The 21,535-nt window shown below is 44.2% G+C and carries 25 protein-coding genes; 2 read left to right on the top strand and 23 right to left on the bottom strand.

What is annotated here, in order from left to right:
- Positions 1-314: 314 nt before the first annotated feature.
- The 18 genes from OV592_RS10470 to OV592_RS10385 form a co-directional block, all read right to left on the bottom strand.
- Positions 315-710 (bottom strand): GFA family protein, encoded by a 396-nt coding sequence (locus OV592_RS10470; RefSeq protein ID WP_406611341.1) that lies wholly within the window; start codon positions 708-710, stop codon positions 315-317.
- A gap of 56 nt (positions 711-766) precedes the next feature.
- The gene (locus OV592_RS10465; RefSeq protein ID WP_152784823.1) at positions 767-982 is read right to left on the bottom strand and encodes a hypothetical protein; all 216 of its coding nucleotides are present in this window, start codon (positions 980-982) and stop codon (positions 767-769) included.
- Between the two features lie 115 nt (positions 983-1,097).
- Positions 1,098-1,355, bottom strand: coding sequence for a Sec-independent protein translocase protein TatB (gene tatB / locus OV592_RS10460; protein ID WP_406611340.1), 258 nt, complete (start codon positions 1,353-1,355; stop codon positions 1,098-1,100).
- Between the two features lie 2 nt (positions 1,356-1,357).
- Positions 1,358-1,567, bottom strand: coding sequence for a twin-arginine translocase TatA/TatE family subunit (gene tatA, locus OV592_RS10455; protein WP_406611339.1), 210 nt, complete (start codon positions 1,565-1,567; stop codon positions 1,358-1,360).
- Positions 1,568-1,635: 68 nt separating this feature from the next.
- Positions 1,636-3,681 carry a PhoX family protein gene (locus OV592_RS10450; RefSeq protein WP_406611338.1) on the bottom strand — a complete coding sequence of 682 codons (2,046 nt, stop codon included), beginning with the start codon at positions 3,679-3,681 and terminating at the stop codon, positions 1,636-1,638.
- A gap of 304 nt (positions 3,682-3,985) precedes the next feature.
- Positions 3,986-4,828 (bottom strand): nitrogen fixation protein NifM, encoded by an 843-nt coding sequence (nifM, locus tag OV592_RS10445; protein WP_406611337.1) that lies wholly within the window; start codon positions 4,826-4,828, stop codon positions 3,986-3,988.
- Positions 4,818-5,282 (bottom strand): nitrogen fixation protein NifZ, encoded by a 465-nt coding sequence (locus OV592_RS10440; protein ID WP_338626335.1) that lies wholly within the window; start codon positions 5,280-5,282, stop codon positions 4,818-4,820. The genes nifM and OV592_RS10440 overlap by 11 nt, the downstream gene beginning before the upstream one ends.
- A 16-nt stretch (positions 5,283-5,298) precedes the next feature.
- Entirely contained in the window at positions 5,299-5,583 is a 285-nt protein-coding gene (locus OV592_RS10435; protein ID WP_406611336.1) for a nitrogenase-stabilizing/protective protein NifW, read from the bottom strand.
- A gap of 24 nt (positions 5,584-5,607) precedes the next feature.
- Positions 5,608-6,756, bottom strand: coding sequence for a homocitrate synthase (nifV, locus tag OV592_RS10430; protein ID WP_406611335.1), 1,149 nt, complete (start codon positions 6,754-6,756; stop codon positions 5,608-5,610).
- A 23-nt stretch (positions 6,757-6,779) separates the two neighbouring features.
- Positions 6,780-8,015, bottom strand: coding sequence for a cysteine desulfurase NifS (gene nifS, locus OV592_RS10425; RefSeq protein ID WP_406611334.1), 1,236 nt, complete (start codon positions 8,013-8,015; stop codon positions 6,780-6,782).
- An 11-nt stretch (positions 8,016-8,026) separates the two neighbouring features.
- Positions 8,027-8,887 carry a Fe-S cluster assembly protein NifU gene (gene nifU, locus OV592_RS10420; protein ID WP_016401554.1) on the bottom strand — a complete coding sequence of 287 codons (861 nt, stop codon included), beginning with the start codon at positions 8,885-8,887 and terminating at the stop codon, positions 8,027-8,029.
- Between the two features lie 452 nt (positions 8,888-9,339).
- Complete coding sequence (locus OV592_RS10415) at positions 9,340-11,355, bottom strand: RICIN domain-containing protein (RefSeq protein ID WP_406611333.1); 2,016 nt, start codon at positions 11,353-11,355, stop codon at positions 9,340-9,342.
- Positions 11,356-11,705: 350 nt separating this feature from the next.
- Positions 11,706-12,143 (bottom strand): SoxR reducing system RseC family protein, encoded by a 438-nt coding sequence (locus OV592_RS10410; RefSeq protein ID WP_406611332.1) that lies wholly within the window; start codon positions 12,141-12,143, stop codon positions 11,706-11,708.
- 13 nt (positions 12,144-12,156) lie between these two features.
- The gene (fdxB, locus tag OV592_RS10405) at positions 12,157-12,462 is read right to left on the bottom strand and encodes a ferredoxin III, nif-specific (RefSeq protein WP_152784799.1); all 306 of its coding nucleotides are present in this window, start codon (positions 12,460-12,462) and stop codon (positions 12,157-12,159) included.
- Between the two features lie 33 nt (positions 12,463-12,495).
- The gene (locus tag OV592_RS10400) at positions 12,496-12,966 is read right to left on the bottom strand and encodes a NifB/NifX family molybdenum-iron cluster-binding protein (protein ID WP_406611331.1); all 471 of its coding nucleotides are present in this window, start codon (positions 12,964-12,966) and stop codon (positions 12,496-12,498) included.
- A gap of 9 nt (positions 12,967-12,975) precedes the next feature.
- Positions 12,976-14,361 (bottom strand): nitrogenase iron-molybdenum cofactor biosynthesis protein NifN, encoded by a 1,386-nt coding sequence (gene nifN, locus OV592_RS10395; RefSeq protein WP_406611330.1) that lies wholly within the window; start codon positions 14,359-14,361, stop codon positions 12,976-12,978.
- Position 14,362: 1 nt separating this feature from the next.
- Positions 14,363-15,760 (bottom strand): nitrogenase iron-molybdenum cofactor biosynthesis protein NifE, encoded by a 1,398-nt coding sequence (gene nifE / locus OV592_RS10390; RefSeq protein ID WP_406611329.1) that lies wholly within the window; start codon positions 15,758-15,760, stop codon positions 14,363-14,365.
- A 264-nt stretch (positions 15,761-16,024) separates the two neighbouring features.
- Positions 16,025-17,113 (bottom strand): diguanylate cyclase, encoded by a 1,089-nt coding sequence (locus OV592_RS10385; protein WP_406611328.1) that lies wholly within the window; start codon positions 17,111-17,113, stop codon positions 16,025-16,027.
- A 240-nt stretch (positions 17,114-17,353) separates the two neighbouring features.
- Here OV592_RS10385 and OV592_RS10380 point away from each other — a divergent pair, with 240 nt between their 5' ends.
- Positions 17,354-17,890 (top strand): GNAT family N-acetyltransferase, encoded by a 537-nt coding sequence (locus tag OV592_RS10380; protein ID WP_406611327.1) that lies wholly within the window; start codon positions 17,354-17,356, stop codon positions 17,888-17,890.
- Positions 17,891-17,988: 98 nt separating this feature from the next.
- Here the strand turns inward: OV592_RS10380 and OV592_RS10375 are convergent, their stop codons facing one another.
- Positions 17,989-18,474 (bottom strand): MarR family winged helix-turn-helix transcriptional regulator, encoded by a 486-nt coding sequence (locus OV592_RS10375; protein WP_406611326.1) that lies wholly within the window; start codon positions 18,472-18,474, stop codon positions 17,989-17,991.
- 96 nt (positions 18,475-18,570) lie between these two features.
- On the opposite strand from OV592_RS10375, the gene OV592_RS10370 reads away from it, so the two are divergent.
- Entirely contained in the window at positions 18,571-19,770 is a 1,200-nt protein-coding gene (locus tag OV592_RS10370; RefSeq protein WP_406611325.1) for a multidrug effflux MFS transporter, read from the top strand.
- 21 nt (positions 19,771-19,791) lie between these two features.
- Here OV592_RS10370 and cowN read toward each other — a convergent pair whose 3' ends face one another.
- The 4 genes from cowN to nifT all read right to left on the bottom strand — a co-directional run bounded on the left by cowN (position 19,792) and on the right by nifT (position 21,508).
- Positions 19,792-20,076: a N(2)-fixation sustaining protein CowN gene (cowN, locus tag OV592_RS10365; RefSeq protein WP_406611324.1), complete on the bottom strand. Its 285-nt coding sequence runs from the start codon at positions 20,074-20,076 to the stop codon at positions 19,792-19,794.
- Positions 20,077-20,147: 71 nt separating this feature from the next.
- Entirely contained in the window at positions 20,148-20,588 is a 441-nt protein-coding gene (locus tag OV592_RS10360; RefSeq protein WP_406611323.1) for a hypothetical protein, read from the bottom strand.
- Positions 20,576-21,250, bottom strand: a complete 675-nt coding sequence (locus tag OV592_RS10355; protein ID WP_406611322.1) for a NifB/NifX family molybdenum-iron cluster-binding protein — start codon at positions 21,248-21,250, stop codon at positions 20,576-20,578. The genes OV592_RS10360 and OV592_RS10355 overlap by 13 nt, the downstream gene beginning before the upstream one ends.
- A 45-nt stretch (positions 21,251-21,295) precedes the next feature.
- On the bottom strand, positions 21,296-21,508 hold the full coding sequence (gene nifT / locus OV592_RS10350) for a putative nitrogen fixation protein NifT (protein ID WP_406611321.1): 213 nt from the start codon (positions 21,506-21,508) through the stop codon (positions 21,296-21,298).
- Between the last annotated feature and the right edge of the window lie 27 nt (positions 21,509-21,535).

Raw genomic sequence — 21,535 nt, 5'->3', positions numbered from 1 at the left:
TACATAAGTCAGCAATGATCTAGCCATGTGGGGTTGACAGGAGGGAGTCTACATAAGCTTATTAATATGAAAAATTCCTTGTTTAAACTAGGAAACTTTCCTCTTATCATACATTTGATAAAATCAAGATTATCACCTTTCCTATGCTACATCAGCCACCTAGCTCGAAAAATAACAAAAACATCAGCATGAAAGTATGCAATCACTTGTAGAAAGTAGGAATCGCAACAACACTGTGTATAAAAACAGTGATGTGAATTTTTTTGGGGTTACGCACCACACAGTTAAAAAGCTAAAGCTACAGGGGATTAGGACTAAGGAGCTTGTTCCTTGAACTGTAGAACACCGTCGGGTATCAGTTCCCAACTGGCTTTTGAATCTACGTAAATATGGCGGCTTAGTTTTATATTAGGGTCGCCGTTTATGCAGCCTAAGGTTACACCATGTACTTCTTCTTGATATACACCTACTAAGGTAGAACCACATTTGCTACAAAACTGTAAACCAAAGCCCTGTTCTCCAATGTATGAAGTAAGCAAGTTTTCGCCTCTTAGCCAAGAAAACTCGCCAGCTTTAACTAAGGCATAAGCTGAGGCTTGGGCACTAAAAGCTTTGCGGCATCGGGAACAGTGGCAAGAGCGAGCATCGTGTAACTCGCCCTCTATTTGGTATTTAATTGCACCACAAAAGCATTCTCCGGTAATGGCCATGGGGCGCTCCTAAATTATCGTAAAGTCTTGGTTAACGGCATGTGCTTACTGCTCGTTTAGGCAAACAGCTCAATTAGTTTAGCGACTTGCGTTATTGCCAACAAACCACCACACACAATAAGTGTAGTGCCGGTAGACGTGTCGTTACTAGATGCTGAATTACCCGCAGAACTTTTGCGATCTCTTAATACCTTGCCCCACACGACTAAGGCAACAGCACACAAGATAATAGTAAGATGTATGGCTAAGCTAGACAAAACCTCAGTTTCCACTCGGTATCCTTAAACAGCAGTTATTGGCTAAAAATTTAAAGCCGCTTTGCTTTGATGAAAACGGCAGCGCCTTAGCTTAATGCCTTAGTGGGATATAGTAAAAGCTTAGCTGGACTTACTTGCTTGTGTCTTTGTTGACCAAAGGCGCAGAGGATATTTTGGTAGGTACTTTAACTTGTTGATTAAGCGCGTCTTTTACCTCGCCTAACTCAAGTTCTTTCTCAATTTTGGTGGATACCTCTGCCATGGTGTTTTTAGCTTTGTTGTACCATGTAAATCCAGTGCGCAAGGCATTAGGTAGACGTTGAGGGCCCAATATAACGAGGCCCAAAACAGCAATAAGCAAAATTTCTAAGGAGCCAACATCAAACATGTTTAGCTACCAAGTTGCTTGTTGTTGTCGCCCTGCTCTGCGCTTATTGGGCCACCTGCATTTTGTTGCGTATTATCTTCGCTCATCGCTTGTTTAAAACCTTTAATGGTAGAGCCTAAATCCCCACCCAAGCCTCTTAAGCGTTTGGTTCCAAACAACAAGGCAACGATTACGGCAATAATTGCCAGTTGCCACACACTAATTCCAGCCATTTTTTGTTCCTTAAACTGTTAACTAAAACAGGCCCGTTTGGGCCTGTTTATTTTGCTTCTAGAGTGAATTACACACCTAGCTCGCCACCGTCGGCTTTACGAATAGCCACAACCGATGCGCGAGGACGAAGATCCATGCCTACTGGCGTTTCTTCTGCTGCATTGTTGCTGTAAGGCCAGTTACCAGGATGCTGGATAGACACAAACATGGTGGTGTAATCTGGGCTTATGGTAAAACCAGTAACTTCACAGCCATTAGGGCCAACAAAGAAACGACGTAATTCGCCTTGGTTCTCGCTGTTAATGGTGTCTGCGTTTCCGTCTGCATCTTTAATCGCTGAAGGTACAACCGCTAGCATTTGATCGTTAGTGTAGCTGGTTACTTCATCGGCGCCGTTATCTGTTTGAATCCACAAAATACCGCGATTATCAAAGGCTAAGCCATCTGGGCTAGCAAACTGGTTAAATTCACTTAGGCCAGATAAGTTTGTGGCTTCGTCGCCGTCAGCTGGAGAGCCAAATACAAAGATGTCCCAAGTAAACTCGGTAGCAGCTTCGCCTTCGTCCCAACGAATAACATGACCAAACTTGTTGTTTAGGCGTGGGTTTGCAGGGTTGGTACCAGTGGTTTCATCGCGGCGCGTATTATTGGTTAGGGTTAAGTAAACAGAACCAGTAATTGGGTCTACCGCACACCATTCTGGGCGGTCCATTTGAGTGGCACCAACCAAGTCCGCTGCACCGGCAGTGTTTAAAATAATAGCCGCTAAAGAATCAAAGTGATCACCCAGCGTGCCGCCATCTGTGGTAGCGCCATCTAAGGTTAACGGCAACCAATGGCCAACACCGTCGGCATCAAATTTAGCCACGTATAAGGTGCCTTCGTCCATGTACTTATCGCCCATGGCTAAACGGTCGCTAGCTTCTGCGTCTGCTGCATCCCAAACTGCGGTAGACACGAATTTGTACATGTATTCAAAACGCGAATCGTGACCAGAATAAAACACAATCGGCTTGCCAACTTCAAGGGTACCAAAGGTACAACCTTCGTGGCGGAAACGTCCTAAAGCGGTACGTTTAACTGCGCGCGAATTAGCTGTGTAAGGGTCAATTTCTACAATGTAACCGTGGCCGTTGGCTTCGTTACGGTAGTCATCCATGGCACTTGCACCACTTGGTGTTACGTTAAAACGAGAGAACTCGTCGACACGCTCATCGGCGTGACCGGCTAGGGTTTCCCAACCATAACGCGCTGTGCCAGAGGTATCTAAGCCAATTCGGTCTTGCTCTGCAGTGGTGGTACCTAAGTTAATGAAGTAACCAGGCCAGTTCTCTTCACACGTTAAGTAAGTGCCCCAAGGCGTGTAACCATTACCGCAGTTGTTTAAGGTACCGCGTGCTTGGCTGCCATCTGGCGAGAACGGTGTAACTAACAAGCTTGAGTTAGCTAATGGACCTGAAATATCCATAACCGTTGCACCAGTGTAACGGCGGTTTAATGGATCGCTTTCTACCATCATCCATTGACCGTCTTCCTGCAACTGAATACGAATAACACTTACACCGTGAGCGGCAATTTCTTTACGTACTTGGTCAACGCTGCTGCGAATACCCGCGTCATCTCTGTCGCTGCCATTTTGATGCAAAGCATTTTGGTCGATGTACTCATGGTTTACTGCTAGTAAGCCATCGGTACCAGCGTCGTTTAATGGGAAGAAATGTAAGCCATCGTGATGCATTCCCATAGCGTTGTTTTGATCAACGGCATCGTTAGTGCCGTCATCTTTCCAGGCTTCTGCCATAGCATTGATTGGCTGGCCCCATGGCGCAAGTACTTGAGCGGTATAACCTTCTGGAACACTTACCGCGTCAATTTTTGAACCAGCAATAGAGTTGAAGTTTAAGCTAGCACTTGGGGCGGCAGCACCACCGCCATTAGTAGAGCTAGAAGAATTGCAGCCAGCTAAACCAAAAGCGCCAAAGGTAGCCATAGCGCTTAGGCCAAGACCACCTTTAAGAATTTTACGACGAGACATGCGAACATCTAATACTTCATCAAAGGTAGGGTTGTTACTTTTATTGAAGCGAGTTGGGTTAAATATTTCCTTGCTCATTTTCTTATATCCTAGTTGAGTACTCTCTTTTGTTGTGCGGATTAAGCTAAATGGCAATTGTTACATTTGAGTTAAGTTTAGATTTCAGTTTTAGTGAATTATGTAAGCATTAGGTGACCAACAAGTAGACAAAAAATGTGTGAACGGGAGACTTATACTACCTCTTAACGAGTAGGCCAAGTTAAACAACACAATAGCCAATTACGCGACTGCACAATTAGCATGATTAACTATTGCTGAGTAAATGCCTAAATTTTAATATTATTTTGATTAATAACTACGTGAGCATGTTGTCTACACAGGATTAGTTTAAATTTTCACCTTTACAAGCACGGCTTAACCAAACTCTCTGCTGCTGTTTTTGCGCATGTTCATACAGGGATTGCTTAATTTTGGCTTTTGCATCATCAAAACTCACCCGATGCTCTGGGTAATGCTGTTTACACCATAATAAGTGGTAGCCCATGCCTGTGTAGATTGGTTGACTAAAGCTCTCGCTTGGCATGTTGAACAACACTTCATCTAGTTCGGGTAACAGTTGTTGCCTAGATACTAGCCCTAAGTAACCGCCGTTCACTGCAGTTGGGCATTCGGAGTAGCGCTCTGCTAGTTTCTCAAAGTTGTCGCTAGTGACTTTATTGGCCAAGCTTTGAATACGGGCTCTAGCCTGCTTTGGCTTATTCTCTTCAAACTGTTCGTTAATGGTAAGCAAAATGTGGTGAGCAGCCCGGCGCTCTACTTGTAAAAACTTGTCGGGATGGCGCTGATAAAAGGCTAAGGCCTGCTGCTCGGTAACCTCGGGAATATCTTTGCTTATATAGGCAAGCACCGCTTCACTGCTAAGCTCGCTGCGTAGCGCCTCGCGCAAGCCCGGTTCAGAAAGCTGATTGGCTAGCAACGCTTGCTCAAAAGCTGCCTCAGATTCAAAATTTTGTTTAATCAAGGCAATAGCTTTATCTAGTTGAGGTTCATCAACATACACCTTTTCTGCCTCTTTTGCCGCTAGCACCTTTTGTTGAATGCCAATAGTTTTGCTCACTACCCGGTTTAACTCTACTTGCTGCTCTTCACTAAGTTGATCGGTATTTAGATCAAACAAGGCGATGCTGGTTTTCATCGTTATATAAGCGTGGCTGCTATCCAACATAGGCTGGTTCCTCTTCTGTTAAAGCTGCGAGAGCTCGCTCGGGTACTTCTACATCTAGCTCACCGTATTGAATCCGATAACAAGGGTCAGTTTTTGGTTTACGGCGTACTGCTAACACATCTACCACGCTGCCTTTTTTGGCAACAACTTCTCCCTGTTGAGACAAACTAAGTGTTAACGCTGCTTTGTCGCCATACTCAAACTGATTAGGTTGCCAAACTAACTCGGCATCTATTAGCTCATGTTCTTTACAACCAATGGTTAAGCCTCGATTAATAAACTGCACTTGATAAACAATTTGGTCTTGTAAGTAATATCCCGATTGGCGTACATAGCCAGTAGCGCCACGGCGCACTAACAAAGCACCTTTTTTACAGCCTGGGAAACTACCGTCGTTACGAATATTTTCAACCACTCTTACTTTGCAGCCATATCCAAATTTTGCTGAATTCATCTGCTATACCTCTTTATTAACAGCCTTCACAAGCGTCGCAACCAGGCACTTGATGTGCCAACACAACGCCCTTTTCCAATAAACAATAGGCTTTGCTCACAGCAGCTTGGTATTCGCTATAACTGCTTGAAGCCTGTTTCGCCAATACTTGCCCGAGTAGGCGCATAAACAAAACCCGTTTTACCCGAACTAATCCTGCTTGATAGTTAACGCCAAAGTAATTGAGAAAGTCTTCGGCACTGGCAAGCTCGTTAATGCCCGCAAGATCTGTAACTTGACTCTGGGCTGGATTCTCTAGCATCTACGCTCTCCTTAGCCTTAACGCTTAAATACACACGGCGTCTAAGTGCTGATTAATGCTCTGCCGATAAAAGCTCAATAGCTCTTTGGCATTAGGGCTACGTTTGTTAACTTCTGCCCATGCACTTAAAACCGAACGTAATGCCTGACATTGAGCAAAATTGAGGGCAATGCCTAAATCTTGATAAACCGATTTAATGGCAGCCACACCAGAGTGTTTACCTAATACAACGCTGTGTTTACGGCCGATAATCTCTGGCGCAAAAGCTTGGTAGTTATTGGGATCTTTAAGCAAGCCATCTACATGGATGCCAGACTCATGAGTAAATACCTGTTTGCCCACTATGCTCTTACTAAGCCCAAGCTTACGGCCAGAGGCCTTGGCAACTAACTCACAAATAGGGTTTAGCAATTTTAGTTCTACTGCAGGTATCGCCTTATTGCCGGCTAGTTGGGTAACATTTAGCGCCATAAGCACTTCTTCTAACGCGGCATTACCGGCCCTTTCTCCCAAACCAATTACCGTGGTATTCACCGAATCGGCGCCGGCTTTAACTGCAGCTAAGGTATTCGCTGTTGCCATGCCTAAATCGTTATGCGCATGCATTTCAATTTGTAGGTCGCTTCGTTGCTTAAGGCTGCCAATAAACACTTCTGTAGCAAAAGGGTCTAACAAGCCCAGAGTGTCGGCAAAACGTAAGCGCTGTGCACCAAAACCTTGGGCTTTCTCGGCAATAATATATAACTCTTCTAAACTGGCGCGTGACGCGTCTTCCATGCCAACACAAACATCCAAGCCAAGCGCTAAAGCCTGTTTAATGCCCCGCTCCAATTGGACAAAAAGCTGAGCAGTAGAAAGCTGCAGCTTAGATTCGCGTTGCTGCTTAGACGCAGGAATAGAGATGTCGATCAAATCTAAACCTAGGCCTTTTGCCAGCGAGATATCATGCTGGTGTAAACGGCTCCAACCCATGGTTTTTGCATGCGTTAGTTCATCGCAAAGGGCTTTAATAACATCCCGTTCAGAGTCGCCCATTGCTGGCACGCCAACTTCAAGCTCAGTTATCCCTGCTTGCTCCAAACTGGTGGCAATGGCGAGTTTTTCTTCGCCATTAAAAGCCACCCCAGCGGTTTGCTCGCCATCACGTAAGGTGGTGTCATTGATGATCAACATAATGAGTCCTTCTGAGTTAACACCTAGGCATAAACCGGACTAAAGCTTTCGCTCGCTGGCTGATTGCTAGTCACATCCCAATACGGCGATAACATGCGAAGCTTTTCAACAATCCCTGGCAGTACTGCAAGCACTTGGTCAACCATGGCCTCGGTAGTAAAGCGAGAAAGAGAGAAGCGAATCGCGCCATGCGCTGCGGTATAAGGAATTTCCATTGCCCGCATTACGTGAGATGGCTCTAACGAACCTGAAGTACACGCCGAACCAGAGGATGCGGCAATACCGTGTTGATCTAACATCAACAATATCGACTCGCCCTCGACAAATTCAAAAGCAATATTGCTGGTATTGGGTACGCGATGTTTTGGGTCGCCGGTAACAAAGCAATTAGGCACTCGCGCTAACAAGCCCATTTCTAGCCGGTCACGCATTAGCTTTATGCGCGCAGAATCTTGCTCGATAGATTGCATTGCTAGTTCGGCAGCTTTACCTAGACCTACAATTCCGCTGCTGTTTTCAGTACCCGCTCGACGCCCTCGTTCTTGGTGACCACCACGCAATAGCGGTCTAAACTTAGCGCCGCGGCGTAAATACAAAGCACCAATGCCTTTTGGTGCATGAAACTTGTGACCAGAAATAGACAATAAATCTATGCCACTATCGGCAACTTGAATTGGCAGCTTGCCAGCCACTTGCACTGCATCGGTATGAAAAACGATACCGTGCTGCTTAGCTAACTCCGCCATACCGCGAATAGGAAACAAACTACCGGTTTCATTGTTTGCCCACATAAAACTTGCAACGGCTACGTTTTCACTTAGCGCGGCTTTGTAGGCTTCCATATCTAAACGGCCACGTTGATCCACGCCAATCCAATGAATGGTGTAGCCTTTGCGCTCAAGCATTTGACACAACTGTAAGGTAGCGGGATGCTCGATAACTGACGTAACAATTTCTTTGCGCTTTGGGTAAGCCTCAACCGCTGAAAGGATAGCGGTTGCGCTGGCCTCTGTTGCACAAGAGGTAAAGATCACCTCACTAGCATGGCTTGCGCCAATAAGCTTTTGAACCTGCTCCCTAGCCTGTTCAATCGCTTGACCGACTTGGCTGCCGAAGCGATGTATAGAAGAAGGGTTGCCATAAAACTCGCTAAGAAAAGGTAGCATTTCTTGTAACACTGCTTGGTCCACTTGCGTGGTGGCGTTGTTATCTAAATACGCTAACTCGGATTCGGTTGTTAAAGTGGTTAAGTTACTCATACTAGTGCTCCTTACGCTAAGCTAGCTGCGCCAACGGGATAAACGGTGATGGTTTCGCCAAGGGCTTGGCTGATCTTTTGCTCGATCATCGCAAGTGTTCCCGCAGACAAACCGCAGCCAGAACAGGCACCGGTTAACGATACAAACACCATGTCATCATCTACATCAGACAGCTGAACATCTCCACCATCAGCTTGTAACTGCGGACGAACTTGCTCCAGTGCTTGTTCAATAATTCTTATCCGCGCCACAATGCTAGTGGCAGCCACTGGGCTTGCTTTTGCTACTTCAGGCTCCGCCAAGGGCGCTCCTAGGCATTCTTCTAATACCCACTCAATTTTTTCATGGCAGGCAGCACAGGCCCCGCCAGCTTTGGTGTAATTGATAACCTCGTCTAAGGTCTCTAGTTTGTTTTGCGCAACCACCCGCTTGATAAGCGCATCGTCGATGGCAAAACACTTACAAATCAATTCACCTTCTTCGTGTTCTTCCGCTACTTCTTCGCCACGATATTGCGCAACTGCAGCATGCAAGGCTTCCATTCCCATCACTGAACAATGCATTTTTTCTGGCGGCAAACCATCTAGGTAATCGGCAATGTCTTGATTAGAAATACTCATTGCTTGGTCGATGGTTCGGCCGATGATCATTTCAGTTAAAGCAGATGAAGAAGCAATAGCGCTTCCACAACCAAAGGTTTGAAAACCGGCATCTTCTATCACGTCACTATCGGGATTCACTTTAAGGCTTAAGCGTAAAGCGTCACCGCAGGAGATTGAACCCACATCGCCAATAGCGTTTGCATGGTCGACAGCTTTAGCATTTTTAGGTGTGAAGAAATGCTGTTTAACTTTTTCTGAATAATTCCACATACGCTACCCCACAATGTTATATAAATTGGTAGTGGCGATAACCCGTTGCTAAAGACACATGCTGCCTAAAACTGAGTGTTGATAAGCCATTGGGAACCTAGAACACAGCGTTTCTTGCTCATTGGCAGCAAACTCATCAACAACGGGTTATCTCCCAACTAAACTATTGCAAGTGAAGTACCGGATAAGAAAAGTAAGATAAATTACTGTATTTATTAGTTTATTTACTTTTTTAACAGCCAAAACCAGTGTGAGTTACATCACATTTAGGTAGCCTTGTAAGATTTGCGACATCACATTGTTGGGTTAAACGACAATTTGTAAACCAACAATCCGGTTTCAGGATACAAACAACTCTGGATTCGCTTTGCTTAATGCTAATTTAGAAAGAAAAAGAGCTTACCGTTGCCGATAAGCTCTTTTTATTAACGCGTAATAATTACGCCTATAGTTTATTCGTCAACGAGTTTCCAAGTACGGATCCAATCAACCTTCATGGTGTTGTTGTTATCGTTAAGCAAGTCTGTTTTTTGCGGCAAACCACCTACCCAACTTGAGTCTTGGCTCCATAAGTCCCAAATAACAAACTGCTCTAGTGTAAACGGCTGTTGTGTAGTGACTTTATTAACCGGTTCACCGTTTAGATAAAACTGCACAGTGTGTTCATCTTTCCACCATGCACCAAATACATGGTAATCATCTGTCCACAACACACCTTGCAAGGTGTTTTCATCTGACAAATCGGTACGGTTGTCTGAGTTGCCATGATTTCTTTCGGTTGAACCATTCTTAGCAATAAAGTACTGAGAGTTCATCTTCCACGGGAAGTCTGGCTGACAATTACAGGTAGGAACCGGGTTAATTTCGATAATATCGATTTCGTCTCGATTATTTATATCGCCATTGTTTAACCAAAAAGTACTGTAGGCGGAAATATTAGCCACCTTAATGCGGCTCTCTGTGTACATAGGAAACTTAATTTTTGCTACTGAACGTACACGAGAAGTTTCGAACCACTGATTAGGACTATCAGCATTTAAGGTTGCTTGTATCCAAAGCTTACCATCCGACACACCTGAGTTTTTGTTCAACATGTTTACCGGAGTATTGCCATAGTTCCAGTTGGTTTTTATCCATTTAGCACCATTCCAAAACTCAAACTCGTCGGACAAACTTTCTACTTTTTCCCAGCGCTTGCCTAAGGGGGTAGTATTGTTAAACGATACAAAGCTTGGCAAGTTAGCATCAGCGGTATTTACATCTATTACTCCAGGAGAGTTTGGCTCGCATCCGGTGTTATCAACGGTAACGCCAGGAGGTGTGTTAGGACATTGATCAACATCATTGCTGACACCATCATTGTCATCATCAAGTTGCGATTGCGCACAGCCATCTTGATTTACAGGCTGGTTGGCTGGAGTGTTAGGGCATAAATCATTTACGTCGAGTACCCCATCGCCATCGCTATCTAGCAAAGGTGGATCAACCGGGTCTGTAGGCTCACCTTGCCATTCCAATGTAAACGACGCTAAGTTCCACTGCCAGTCATTGCTACCCAGCGCGTGAATACGTAACTTTTGCGTGCCGGCCGCTAAAGACACTTCGTTAGCTGGGCTAAGTTCAGTAAAATTGTCCCAGCCATAAGCAGGAACCGACGCTTGAGCGTAAGACACCCAGCTGCCATTTTCTAATACTAAAAGCTCAATCATTACGTTTGACGTAATCGCTGTTCCCACATTAAAAGTAACCTGGTACTTTCCTGCGCGGTCAATATCTACGTTGTAATCTACAAAGTCGCCGCTATTAATATAATTAATCGCCGACTGCCCCGCTACGCTATAGATGCTTACTGGGCTTTGCTGATTATCATCAAAACTGCCACCTTGACTTACAAAGTCGGCGGCTTGAACTGTAATGGTGCCACTAGGTTCGCTAGCAACATTTTCATCAAAGATAAAACGAAACTCTTGGTTAGGATGGTCGGCTAAGCAGGCCCATTGGTGGAACTCTGAGCCTTTTTCGGTATATGCACCCGCTACGTCGAGGCATTTTCCGGTGGCACGGTTTTTAAGTTTAAACCAACCATTATTCATATCTTGCAGTGACCATTGCTGATTAACACTAGCATCTGCACACGTTAGTTGCTGAATACGCGCGCCGTTTGCAGAGTCACTATTCGCAACCTCTAAACACTTTTGGCTTGTTTTGGTTTTAATACTGTAAAAACCCTCGCCGCGCTCAACAAACTCAAGCCGTTGGTTGCTGTTGCTTTCTCCGCAAGTCCATTGGCTAAAACCAGAAAAATTAGCAGTGTTTCCCCCGGTCAAATCAATACACATTCCGCTATGTCGAATCTCAACATTGCGAAAATCTGCATTACTTACTGTAACGGCATGCACAGCATTGCTCGCCGAAAAAGCAAACGCCAAGGCAATGCCTAGCGAAAGATTATTTTTACGAATCATCATATATTCCATTATGTTTTGGCTAATCACATTTAGTTCAAAAACCGAACAGTAGCCTAGAAATAAAACAAATAGAAACAAAAAATTAGCCAATAAAAACAATCAATTAAATTACAAAAGCACAATAATTACTAAGCAATAAATAGTACTTAATAAAGCCATTTATAAAGTGAGGAGTAGATCATTTAAGTAAACATTTTCAAAAATATTTAGACCTAATTTAGCGTGAATAAAGAGGAAGTTTTTAAGTATTACATTAGTAATTATCTAAAAAATAATTTTTCATAGTAGCTGATTGACAGCAAAGACCTAGCAGCGACAAGCATGCGCAAACAATAAACGGCCTGGCAGTATTACGGTGTGGGCTTAAGCGATAGTTTGTTGCGTAGCTCAGAGGCTAAACCACGCGATAAGCGTCGACTTACCAGCAAGCCCAATACAAAACCCAAACAAGCAAAACCGGCACAGGCAATATCAAGTACAGATGGTGTAAGAAAAAACAGTAGCTGATTGGCTAGCAGTGCAAAGCTAATTAAGCCAAGCAATGCAGGCATTAAGGCTGCCAAAATAGCTTTGAGTAGAAAGCTATCTTGGCAATTAAGGGTAATGTTTTGACCAAGTTCTAAACCTTGAGTAGCAGAGAACTCCGCATTAAGTAGGTTTGGTGACTCTGGATTAACGGTTAAGCAACTACTCTTACTGGCGCACGAAGTACAAGCACTGGCGCGCTGCCCTTGCAACACAACCTTGCCTTTGTCGACACTAATTACCTGCATGCTTATCTGCGCCATAGATACTACCTCTTTACACCAACGCACTGGCAGGCGTATGGGTATGACAATTTTTGGCGCAAACGGTAGAACAAGCTGCGCAACCAATACAATCGCCAGCGTTGGCTAATTCCATCACCATTACTACGTCGTCTTCATAATCGTCAAACGCTTCATCGTCTTCGTCAATTTCACGCTCAACTAGATCAAATACGTCACGAGGACATACTTTGTAGCAACGCCCACAGCCTATACAAGCATCTTGATCTAGCGCTGTTACAAATTGTGGCTCCCAGGGCGTTCCGTCGCGAGTTAAGCCCATGTATGTTTTATCACTCATTATTATTTCCTTATTTTGAAAGTTAATCTTGCCCTACCAAGGCTCGTCTAATAATTCGTTGAGACGTTGCTCTTGTTGTTGTGGGTCGAGGTTTTGGGAGTACATCCAAGGGAGGGGTTGATGTACAAACTGCAAGTGAATGTCGCCTAACAACACGCTTAGCTCGGTGTCGCTATCAACCATTAAACTGCAAATCCCTTGCTGTTTAAGCAACTCATTTGCGCTATGACCACAAGCATTGCTAAAAACAGCCGCGCAGCCAGCTAAGACATCAATTCGTTGTTTTAAACGGCCTTTGTCGTGACCTGGTTTTGCTTGGTCAAACTGTAGAGCCTCTAACAGTTGAATGTGGTGTTCGCCAAAGCCATACACCAAGAAGGTATGAGCACTGCCAAAATGCTGATCGACACAATGTTTACTTTCGCTGGCAAACGCTACTTTAAAAACATGTTCACGCTGCTGGCCATCTTCAATCACTCTTAGCTGTCTTTGCATCGCATTCATAGTTAACCCCTAGCAGCTTAAGGCTGGCTGAGTGCAGCTAGATGGTTCAAAGCGATAGCTACTTTTATGGGCTGGTACTTCATCTTTATGGTTCGCTTTAAGTAAGTTAGCCATCGCAAACAAGCGCTGCCGCGCTCCTTCATAGCCCACTTGCAAAATATCACTGTTACCAAACCGGTCGTGACAAGGAAATCCCGCGCGTAAAACAGGCGTAAGCGGTTCGCACATGTTGGCGCAGTGGGTATTACCTACAATCAGCTCACATTCATCAACGCACGGTTCTAGATCGGACAAATCCCCTACCACCACACTGTTCGTTTTTAGCTGCGGTAAACTTGTCACATTAAGCGTGGTAACCACTCGCTCAACACTTGCTCCTACCTCAGAAAAAATCTCGCAATAACCTGCAGCAAGGTCTGGCTCAAGGGCAATGGCCACTTTGGCGTCACTTAACAAAAAGTGACTATCAAGCAAGGCATCTTGTAGCCGTTTACGCTGCCGAGTAATCCATTGTGGAACGGGTTTGTTAGACAGATCGGCAAGTTTCATTACCAATTGGTCGGTCTGCTGCATGCCCATTCCTGTTCCCATGAATAGACTGGGTACTTGGTAATGCTTTTCTAGCACACTTGCAGCTGGCAGCACCGACTCACCAAACACCAAACTTGCTTTACTGTGAATACAACTAGCTAGCTGACTTAAACCAGTGCCACCTGTGGAAGTGACCGAAAAGTCATCATCGGCTAAGTGCCCGTCTAAAGAATCGCTAAGATTGGGGACTAACACCGGGTTAAAGCCAAAGGCATCACAATAGCGGGCTATTAACTCCAAATCGGCACTGGTTAAAGCACAGGACACAAAAACATTTAGTTGCTGAATGGTTGAATCGAGTTTTGGCACACTTAGTTGCTTCTCAACTAATAACTGCTGCATGCAGGCTTCAATAGTACTGGCAAACCCACTTTGCATAGACCCGCTAAAATCTGGAGTATTTACGCTTACAATCCGCTTTTTAGAAAACTGAGGATGTTGCGTTTTAAACTCTCGCACAACCCTGGTTACATCGCAGCCCTGCATCTCGGTTAAACCCGTTGTCATCACTACAATAAGTGCAGCTTGGTGCTTTTCGCACAGCAATTTAAGTGCACTTGATAAGTTGTCGTCACCGCCCATAACAGCTGCGATATGATCAATGGCGGTGTTTTGCAGCGGAATGGGCTCTCGGTAATGTTGTATCAAATACACTTTTGCGAACGCCCCACAACCCTGAGAGCCGTGCATTAAAGGAATTGAATTATCTAAACCCATACATGCCAATGTAGCGCCAGTGGCGGCACTGGTTTTTAAAGGTTGCTCAACCAATGCGCTACGTTTAACTGATACTTTATTTGTCATGTTACTTCTCCCCTACTGGCGCACTGCTGGTCCACGGCGGGTTACTGGTTACTAACGGCCAAATGGCACTGTCTAAGGTACGGCAAAGCTCTTTAGCAAAAGTAAGCATGCCTTGATAACCCGCGTAGGCATGTTCACGTTCTTGATTAATATCTAGAAACGGCAGACGCGCTTTTAAGGCGGTATACATGTTACGCCCGCCGGCAATCATTAAATCGGCGTTATGTTGTTGAGCTACATTGAGCAGATTTCGGGCGCCACCTTCATCTAGCATCAGCGCATCTTCACCCATGATTTGCTTAATTCTTGCTTTGTCTTCTGCTGTCGATTTCTTGGTTCCGGTAGCTACAACGCTAATACCTAGCTCTTGTAGGGCGGAAACGATAGACCAAGACTTAACACCACCGGTATACAGCAAAGCCTTCTTGCCTTTGAGACGTTCTATGTAAGGTTGTAGTTGTAGCCGGATTAACGCTTCTTGTTGAGCAATAAGCACTTCGGTTTCTCGGCTAACTTGAGGGTCATCCAACAACTCGGCGAAACTACGCAACGAAGCAGAGGTATCCTCAATGCCGTAAAAACTGCCTTCGAACCACGGAATGTTCCAGCGTTCTTGCAACATGCGCGCAACATTAATTTGCGCTCTGGAACACACCACCATGGCGACATCTGCCTGGTGCATGGTTTGTATTTCGTGAAAGCGAGTATCCCCCGACATACAACTTAATACTCGATAACCCAAACGTTCCAATAGCGGAGATACATGCCAAAATTCACCTGCAATATTGTATTCACCAATCAACACAATATCGTTCACCCGCCTTGTTGGATCGTGACGCATAAAAGGTTTCTCTGGCGGGTCTATGGTGCCCACCACCTGCTTAACCATCACTTCACCAGCTATCCGGTTACCTAGGTTTTTGCTGCCATAAAAGCCTGCAGCATCTACCGCTACAACTGGAATACTCCAACGGCTTTGAGCCAATTTACAAATAGCCTCTACATCGTTTCCTTCAAGTGCTGGTACACAAGTGACATATACAAAAACTGCTGGAGGGGAGTGTTTTTCAATGACCGTTTTTATCGCGTGTAACAAACGCTTTTCGGCCCGACCCATAATCACGTCTTGCTCGTTTAAATCGGTAGTAAAACCCAAGCGAAATAAATTGCGGCCCGATGCGCGAGTGCCTCGGTTGTTCCAGCTATTGCCCGCACAAGCTATAGGCCCATGAACAATATGGGCAACATCGGCAATCGGTAACAAGGTAATTTGCGCGCCATCAAAACTACAACCGCCTGCGGTTGCCCCAGGTACTGGTCTAGCACAGCCAGATTTTTCTCCAGTGTTATGCTCGCAAGCAGGTTCATCTAATAACTCGGCTATGTCGCTTCGCTTCATGCTTACACCTCACAACAACTATTTGGCTCAATGATTAATTGTTGTATTGCAAAGCGTATTCCATAGGAGAATAGCGGTATTAGCGGCTTTGAACGGCAGATTCTTTGTCGTAATTGCTACAAACCATAACGACTAGAACAATATGTGGGAAATAGTGCGACTTTATCGAACTGAGTAAAATTGAAGGAGTGAGTCGCCCGTAGTATTGGGCGACTATCGTAAGAAGATGTGGCTACCAGCTAGTTTGAGTTACCCAAAAGAGGATTAAAGAGAAAAGTCTTCAATAGAACCACTGCGCGTTACTACCTTATTACGTCCAGTTTCTTTGGCTTCATATAGGGCTTGATCAGCAATCGCGATCATTTTGTCCGCTAGCATTTCAAAATCACTGGGTAAACTGCTCTCGTTAAAGCCGAGATAATAAGCACCAATAGATACAGTAATTGGATCTTCTGTTAGCTCAATACTACCGATCGCCTTCATCACCCGACTAAATACCTTTGCACAACCGTTTAAATTACTATTGGGCAACCAAATTAGGAATTCTTCTCCACCCAAACGAGCAACAAAATCATAGTCTCTTAAGGAATTGCTAATTTGCTTCGCGGTCTCGACTAATGCTTTGTCACCAAGCTGATGACCGTAGGTATCATTGAGTTTTTTGAAGTGATCAATATCAACAATCGCTAAGGTGCCCTCGCCGCCAGTTCGGCTTAACAAGTTCATACTTTTCTTTAGCTTTTTGTACATCCCACGGCGATTTGGTATCTCGGTTAAACTGTCGTAATTCGCTAATCGTTTTAGCTTTTGATTAAGTTTGTTTAGCTGTTCTTCTTGTTGCCTGCGAATCAGCTCTACTTCTATCCATGAAGCCATTAATTGCACCGCATCAATATCAATCTCCTGGAAGTGACGAGGATAAGGAGCAGGACTAGAAAAATTTAAGGTTCCGTAGAGTTCACCATTTAATCGAATAGGCATACCAATGTAAGACTCTAAACCAAATGCTTTATAGGCCGGGTGCCTAGCGTACATATCATGTTCACCAATGTATTCTAGCGCTACCGGTGCTTGGGCTTCACAGGTGATTCCACAGTATGTGGTATCCAAGGTAAAACGATCGCCAGCTTTGAGCTCAACAGCCTCTGGAGTGACGCAATATTGAACAACATAGTCGTTTCCCTGAATCTTGGACAAAATTGCGATATCTAAGTTAAAACGCTCTAAGCCCATTTGAAGCAGCGCCAGGATCTGCGCTTCGAAGCCTTCGTTATGTGCATTTGTCACTTGATACAAACGACGAATAACTTGTTCGCTGCTAGTGTTAGCCTGATTAAGACAGGTTGTCGACATGCATTAAGTCCTTTAAATATTGGATTAAAACAGTATTTACTAACAATAGTATAACTAGCTTATTTTCACATGAATAGCGTTAAAACTCGTTAAAAATTAGCCAACTAGCAGTTCTCAATTAATGTTAGACCTACCTCACTCAATTTGGCCACTTAACCAATGAGGCTTAATTTGGTTTAGAGCAAATTTTTACTATTTTGCTTGTTATAAACTACTGCAAACTTTAGAAAGGATCCGGTGATGAAACTATCGCTTTTTAACGTTAGTTTAGCGAGCCCCGTAACACAGTTATTTGAACAAGTATTTGCTGACTCTGAAGGCGCAGAAGAAGGCCAGTTAATTAAAGCTTTAGTCGCTGAAATGATTGAGACTACGCCAGAGCAAGATTTAATCGGCTTTGTAGCAAGCACAAACGAAGAGCTGGTGGGTTGTATCTTTTTTAGTCGCATGTTGCTCGCATCCGACAACGTGGCGTTTATATTGTCTCCAGTGGCTATAGCTACCAAGCAGCAAGGCCAAGGTGTGGGCCAAAAGCTGATAAATTACGGTGTGGAGCAATTACGCAAGCTAGATGTAGATTTGTTAATCACTTATGGCGACCCAAACTTTTATGGCAAAGTTGGCTTTAAGCAAATTACTGAGAAACAAATCAAAGCACCATGTAAGTTAAGCCACCCTGAAGGATGGTTAGCGCAAAGCCTGTCCAATCAAGAAATCCCCAATATTAAAGGGGCAAGCCAATGTGTTGCCGCACTTAATAAACAAAAGTACTGGTAAGCCAAAACCCAAGTTGCCAACTTGGGGTTGCATTGCTATTTAGCCAATTGACAACAAATAGTAAGCCCTTAAGTGCTTACTTTAGCTATTTAGCTCAACTAACTACCGGCAAGCTTTGCCAGTAAATGGTTTAGCTGTTTTTGTTCATCGCTACTTAATACCGACATAAACTGTTGTTCTTGATTATGTAGCTCAAGTGTTACCCGCTCAATAAGCTGCTTACCTTTGTTGCTCAACTTAACCAGCTTACTGCGTTTGTCTTCAGGATTGTCCACCCTTTCAACCAAACCTGCCTCGGTAACTCGATTCAATACTTTAGTAAGCCCGCCAGAACTAAACAACATAGCACTGTATAACTCGGTAGGTGTTAAACAGTAAGGTGCTGGGTGTCGCCTTAATGTGACCAAAATACCAAAATCAGCAGCTTGTAGCTGATATTGACCTATCAGCTGTTCCATTGCTTGGCTAAGCGCATGCTGGGTGCGAACCATTCGTAGTATCGCAGGAGTGATAGTGCTGTAGGCTTCTGGCCAATTTTTTTGGGTGGAGCTTAAAATGCTAGCGATGCTTTCTTGATGCTTCAATATCGGTTCTCGGTTAGTAAGCTACACTTTCAATATATCTTGCCAGAAAGATAAACTCCAGATAATATCTTTCTAGAAAGATAAATAGGTAAGCTTATGCAACAGAGAATATCCAAGAAGCTCATTATTTTATTGGCATCAGTGTTTGCTATGACGCCGTACGCCATTGATAGTTATCTACCAGCTATCCCGATTATTGCTACAGACTTTGGGGTTAGTACCTCATTAGTGGCGATAACCGTAAGCATTTACGTATTTGGAATGGCTTTAGGGCAACTTATCGGCGGCCCTTTATCTGATAAATATGGTCGCAAACCAATAATGGTGATCGGTCTACTTATCTTTGCTGTGTGCAGTGTGTTTCTGGCCTTAGCAAACAATTTAGCCTTGTTTTGGTTATGGCGAATATTGCAATCAATAGGCGGTGGTATTGCTGTTGTAGGAGTACCAGCAGTAATTAGAGACAATGCCGAGGGCAAAGAGGCTGCCAAACTGTTTTCGTTAGTTATGCTAATTATGATGATAGCCCCATCTATCGCCCCGTCTGTTGGAACTTTTATTCTGCAAGTCTCTAATTGGCATTGGATATTTATTAGTTCGGGGATATTTGCTTGTGTGGTTGCCATATGGGCAATTGCTGTTATGCCTATACAAGCCAACACACAACATGGCCCAAGCAATAAGGTAAGTTTTATTGATGTATTGAAGCACAAACATGCTCTTGGATATTTGATTTCCCAAGCGTTTGCCTACGGTGTATTGATGACCTTTATTACAAATGCGCCGTTTGCATATATCGTAAAGTTTGGGATCTCAGAACAGCTGTTTTCAATGTTGTTTATTGCAAACGTGGTGGGCGTTGTAATTGTTAACCGTTATAACTCTTATCGTTTAAATCACTCTGAGCCCGAACACATGTTAGTGAGCTTTTTGGCCATGCAATTTGTCGGAGCAGCAGTGTTAGTTGCCTCAATCGTGTTCGCGCCCAACAACCTTTGGTTTGCGGCAAGTGGTTTTATTATCTGCATGGCTGCAACTGGCGGCACGATGTCTAATGCCAACGTATGTTTTTTGAAACACTTTGGTAAAGGCGCTGGCACCGCCCAGGCAGTATTAGGCGCTATTCAGTTCTTTGCCGGCGCAGCGATTAGCGCTGTAGCCGCTATGCTTTCGCACACTAGTCTGTGGCCAATGGTACTTACTATGCTTGCATCAACTACCATAGCCTTGCTTAGCGCCCATAAAGCTAACATCCTGAATCAAAAAGAGAAGGCTGAGCTTTGTTGTGCTAAATAGGTGAGACTGCAGCGATTTCGCTTAACAGCACTCTTGTTCAATTTTATAAAGTAACTCTAAAGCCTGAGTGTCTTCACAAACTTCGAAGTACTCATACAAAGGATTAGTTTGATTACCGATAAAATTAAGGTTATCTCGCTGCATTTTTGCTTGTTCTGCGCGTTTATCATGAAAGTAAGTCAGCCATAGATCGCCCCCCCTTTTTGCGTTTAAATGCTGTTCAAGCATGCTGATTAGGCGGTCTGCATTTTCATCACAATTGATGTTGCAAAAAGAAACATAGCGATCGGTAATATTACTGCTCATATTTACTAACCTGTTTAAACAAACTGCCTAATGCTGGCACTAGGCAGTACATAAGAATCTATTTGAATAACTCACTCTTCGTGTAAAGCAATTACGACTCCAATAGCTAGATCAACGCTATTGGTTAATCTGGCGCAGGTAGTGCCTTTAGCCATTAAGAATAAATCAAAATAACTGGCACTCATAAACGCTTCACGTTCAGCCATATCATCTTCACTACACTCGATAATACGGATGCTTGGATGATGCTTTTTAAAACAGCTAAGCTTTGCTTGGTAATCGTTTTTATCGGCCAAGCTTGCCACTAACTTATCAATTAGGCTTTGGCTTAGCTCTTCGGTGGCAGCGTGATCTTCATGCCTACACCCGCAGCTATGCTCAGGTTTTGAGTCTTCTGACTGGTGGCTGTTACACTGACAACTAGATGAGTGTTTTGGGTTATGTAGCTGCTCTTCACCTTTGCAAGAACATTGCTTCGTCTCTGCTGTAACACCCGGCTCTATAGTAGACATGCTTCTGCCTCCTGCTTTTCTAGCAACTTAGCTAACCAACGTGGCGGACAATCCATCACTGTTTGCAAGCGTTCTAAGATAGATCTTGCGGCCTGAGGCGTAAGTTGTTTCAAGGGCAAAATATCTGCGCGGCTCACCCGAGCAGCAGCAGGCCCGCCTATCGACAAGGTGGCGAGCAATTGGCAGTCACCGATCAACTCGATTAAGTAGCTAGTGCGCGCATCGCCACTTAAATTTTCAATTACCGGCCGAACATCTACTAACTGAAAACCTTGAGCACTCACTTGATAAATAAGAAAACGCAAACAAGAGCCAAAGTGTCCGTCGATGCGCTCCAAATTATTAGAACTTACCGCAAGTTGCACAATCGGTCCTTTTAGCAAGGTCTGCTCCGGTACTACCGGCGCTTCCATAGGACTGATTTGTTCTGAGCTTAATATTGCGTGTAATTGATTTACTTGGCTGCGCTCTACACTGTAACGAGAGCTTTGAAATACTTCGCGTAATATTTTAGGGCTTAACGCTCTTAACTTTTTCTCGGTTAATGGTTCGCCGCAGTGACCCACCAGCAATGCTACAAACTGCTTTAGTTCAATATCTGGAATCGCTTTAGACGCCACAGCCAATCGCAGCGCTAAGTTATCGTTAATGTTTGATTTCATCGGTACTCCTTAGCGTATCAATCTCATCACCAGGACTAACGCATACTAAGCGCGTCTTGCACGAAAGGTTTTAGGTAAACTTGGCGCCGGGTTTACTGGCTCAATATAAAATTTGCTGCCGTCACTAAGTTCTATTTCCCCACCCCATTGATCTTGTTGATCAAACTGCAATGAGTAAATTGGCAACTCCAAATCTTTTTTTGCAATATAGGCTTGAAGCGCGCCAGAACTTTCTCGGCTAATAATTAGGTTTGGCATATATCTTCCTTAAGTGGCCGGGGCTAC

The sequence above is a fragment of the Agarivorans sp. JK6 genome (assembly GCF_045277145.1).
GTDB classification, from domain to species: Bacteria; Pseudomonadota; Gammaproteobacteria; order Enterobacterales; family Celerinatantimonadaceae; genus Agarivorans; species Agarivorans albus.
This window is presented reverse-complemented; position numbering and strand designations above follow the sequence as displayed.

Coding starts and splice junctions, on each gene's coding strand:
- OV592_RS10470 (WP_406611341.1), bottom strand. CDS start 710: ATGGCCATTACCGGAGAATGCTTTTGTGGTGCAATTAAATACCAAATA.
- tatB (WP_406611340.1), bottom strand. CDS start 1,355: ATGTTTGATGTTGGCTCCTTAGAAATTTTGCTTATTGCTGTTTTGGGC.
- tatA (WP_406611339.1), bottom strand. CDS start 1,567: ATGGCTGGAATTAGTGTGTGGCAACTGGCAATTATTGCCGTAATCGTT.
- OV592_RS10450 (WP_406611338.1), bottom strand. CDS start 3,681: ATGAGCAAGGAAATATTTAACCCAACTCGCTTCAATAAAAGTAACAAC.
- nifM (WP_406611337.1), bottom strand. CDS start 4,828: ATGTTGGATAGCAGCCACGCTTATATAACGATGAAAACCAGCATCGCC.
- OV592_RS10440 (WP_338626335.1), bottom strand. CDS start 5,282: ATGAATTCAGCAAAATTTGGATATGGCTGCAAAGTAAGAGTGGTTGAA.
- OV592_RS10435 (WP_406611336.1), bottom strand. CDS start 5,583: ATGCTAGAGAATCCAGCCCAGAGTCAAGTTACAGATCTTGCGGGCATT.
- nifV (WP_406611335.1), bottom strand. CDS start 6,756: ATGTTGATCATCAATGACACCACCTTACGTGATGGCGAGCAAACCGCT.
- nifS (WP_406611334.1), bottom strand. CDS start 8,015: ATGAGTAACTTAACCACTTTAACAACCGAATCCGAGTTAGCGTATTTA.
- nifU (WP_016401554.1), bottom strand. CDS start 8,887: ATGTGGAATTATTCAGAAAAAGTTAAACAGCATTTCTTCACACCTAAA.
- OV592_RS10415 (WP_406611333.1), bottom strand. CDS start 11,355: ATGATGATTCGTAAAAATAATCTTTCGCTAGGCATTGCCTTGGCGTTT.
- OV592_RS10410 (WP_406611332.1), bottom strand. CDS start 12,143: ATGGCGCAGATAAGCATGCAGGTAATTAGTGTCGACAAAGGCAAGGTT.
- fdxB (WP_152784799.1), bottom strand. CDS start 12,462: ATGAGTGATAAAACATACATGGGCTTAACTCGCGACGGAACGCCCTGG.
- OV592_RS10400 (WP_406611331.1), bottom strand. CDS start 12,966: ATGAATGCGATGCAAAGACAGCTAAGAGTGATTGAAGATGGCCAGCAG.
- nifN (WP_406611330.1), bottom strand. CDS start 14,361: ATGACAAATAAAGTATCAGTTAAACGTAGCGCATTGGTTGAGCAACCT.
- nifE (WP_406611329.1), bottom strand. CDS start 15,760: ATGAAGCGAAGCGACATAGCCGAGTTATTAGATGAACCTGCTTGCGAG.
- OV592_RS10385 (WP_406611328.1), bottom strand. CDS start 17,113: ATGTCGACAACCTGTCTTAATCAGGCTAACACTAGCAGCGAACAAGTT.
- OV592_RS10380 (WP_406611327.1), top strand. CDS start 17,354: ATGAAACTATCGCTTTTTAACGTTAGTTTAGCGAGCCCCGTAACACAG.
- OV592_RS10370 (WP_406611325.1), top strand. CDS start 18,571: ATGCAACAGAGAATATCCAAGAAGCTCATTATTTTATTGGCATCAGTG.
- cowN (WP_406611324.1), bottom strand. CDS start 20,076: ATGAGCAGTAATATTACCGATCGCTATGTTTCTTTTTGCAACATCAAT.
- OV592_RS10360 (WP_406611323.1), bottom strand. CDS start 20,588: ATGTCTACTATAGAGCCGGGTGTTACAGCAGAGACGAAGCAATGTTCT.
- OV592_RS10355 (WP_406611322.1), bottom strand. CDS start 21,250: ATGAAATCAAACATTAACGATAACTTAGCGCTGCGATTGGCTGTGGCG.
- nifT (WP_406611321.1), bottom strand. CDS start 21,508: ATGCCAAACCTAATTATTAGCCGAGAAAGTTCTGGCGCGCTTCAAGCC.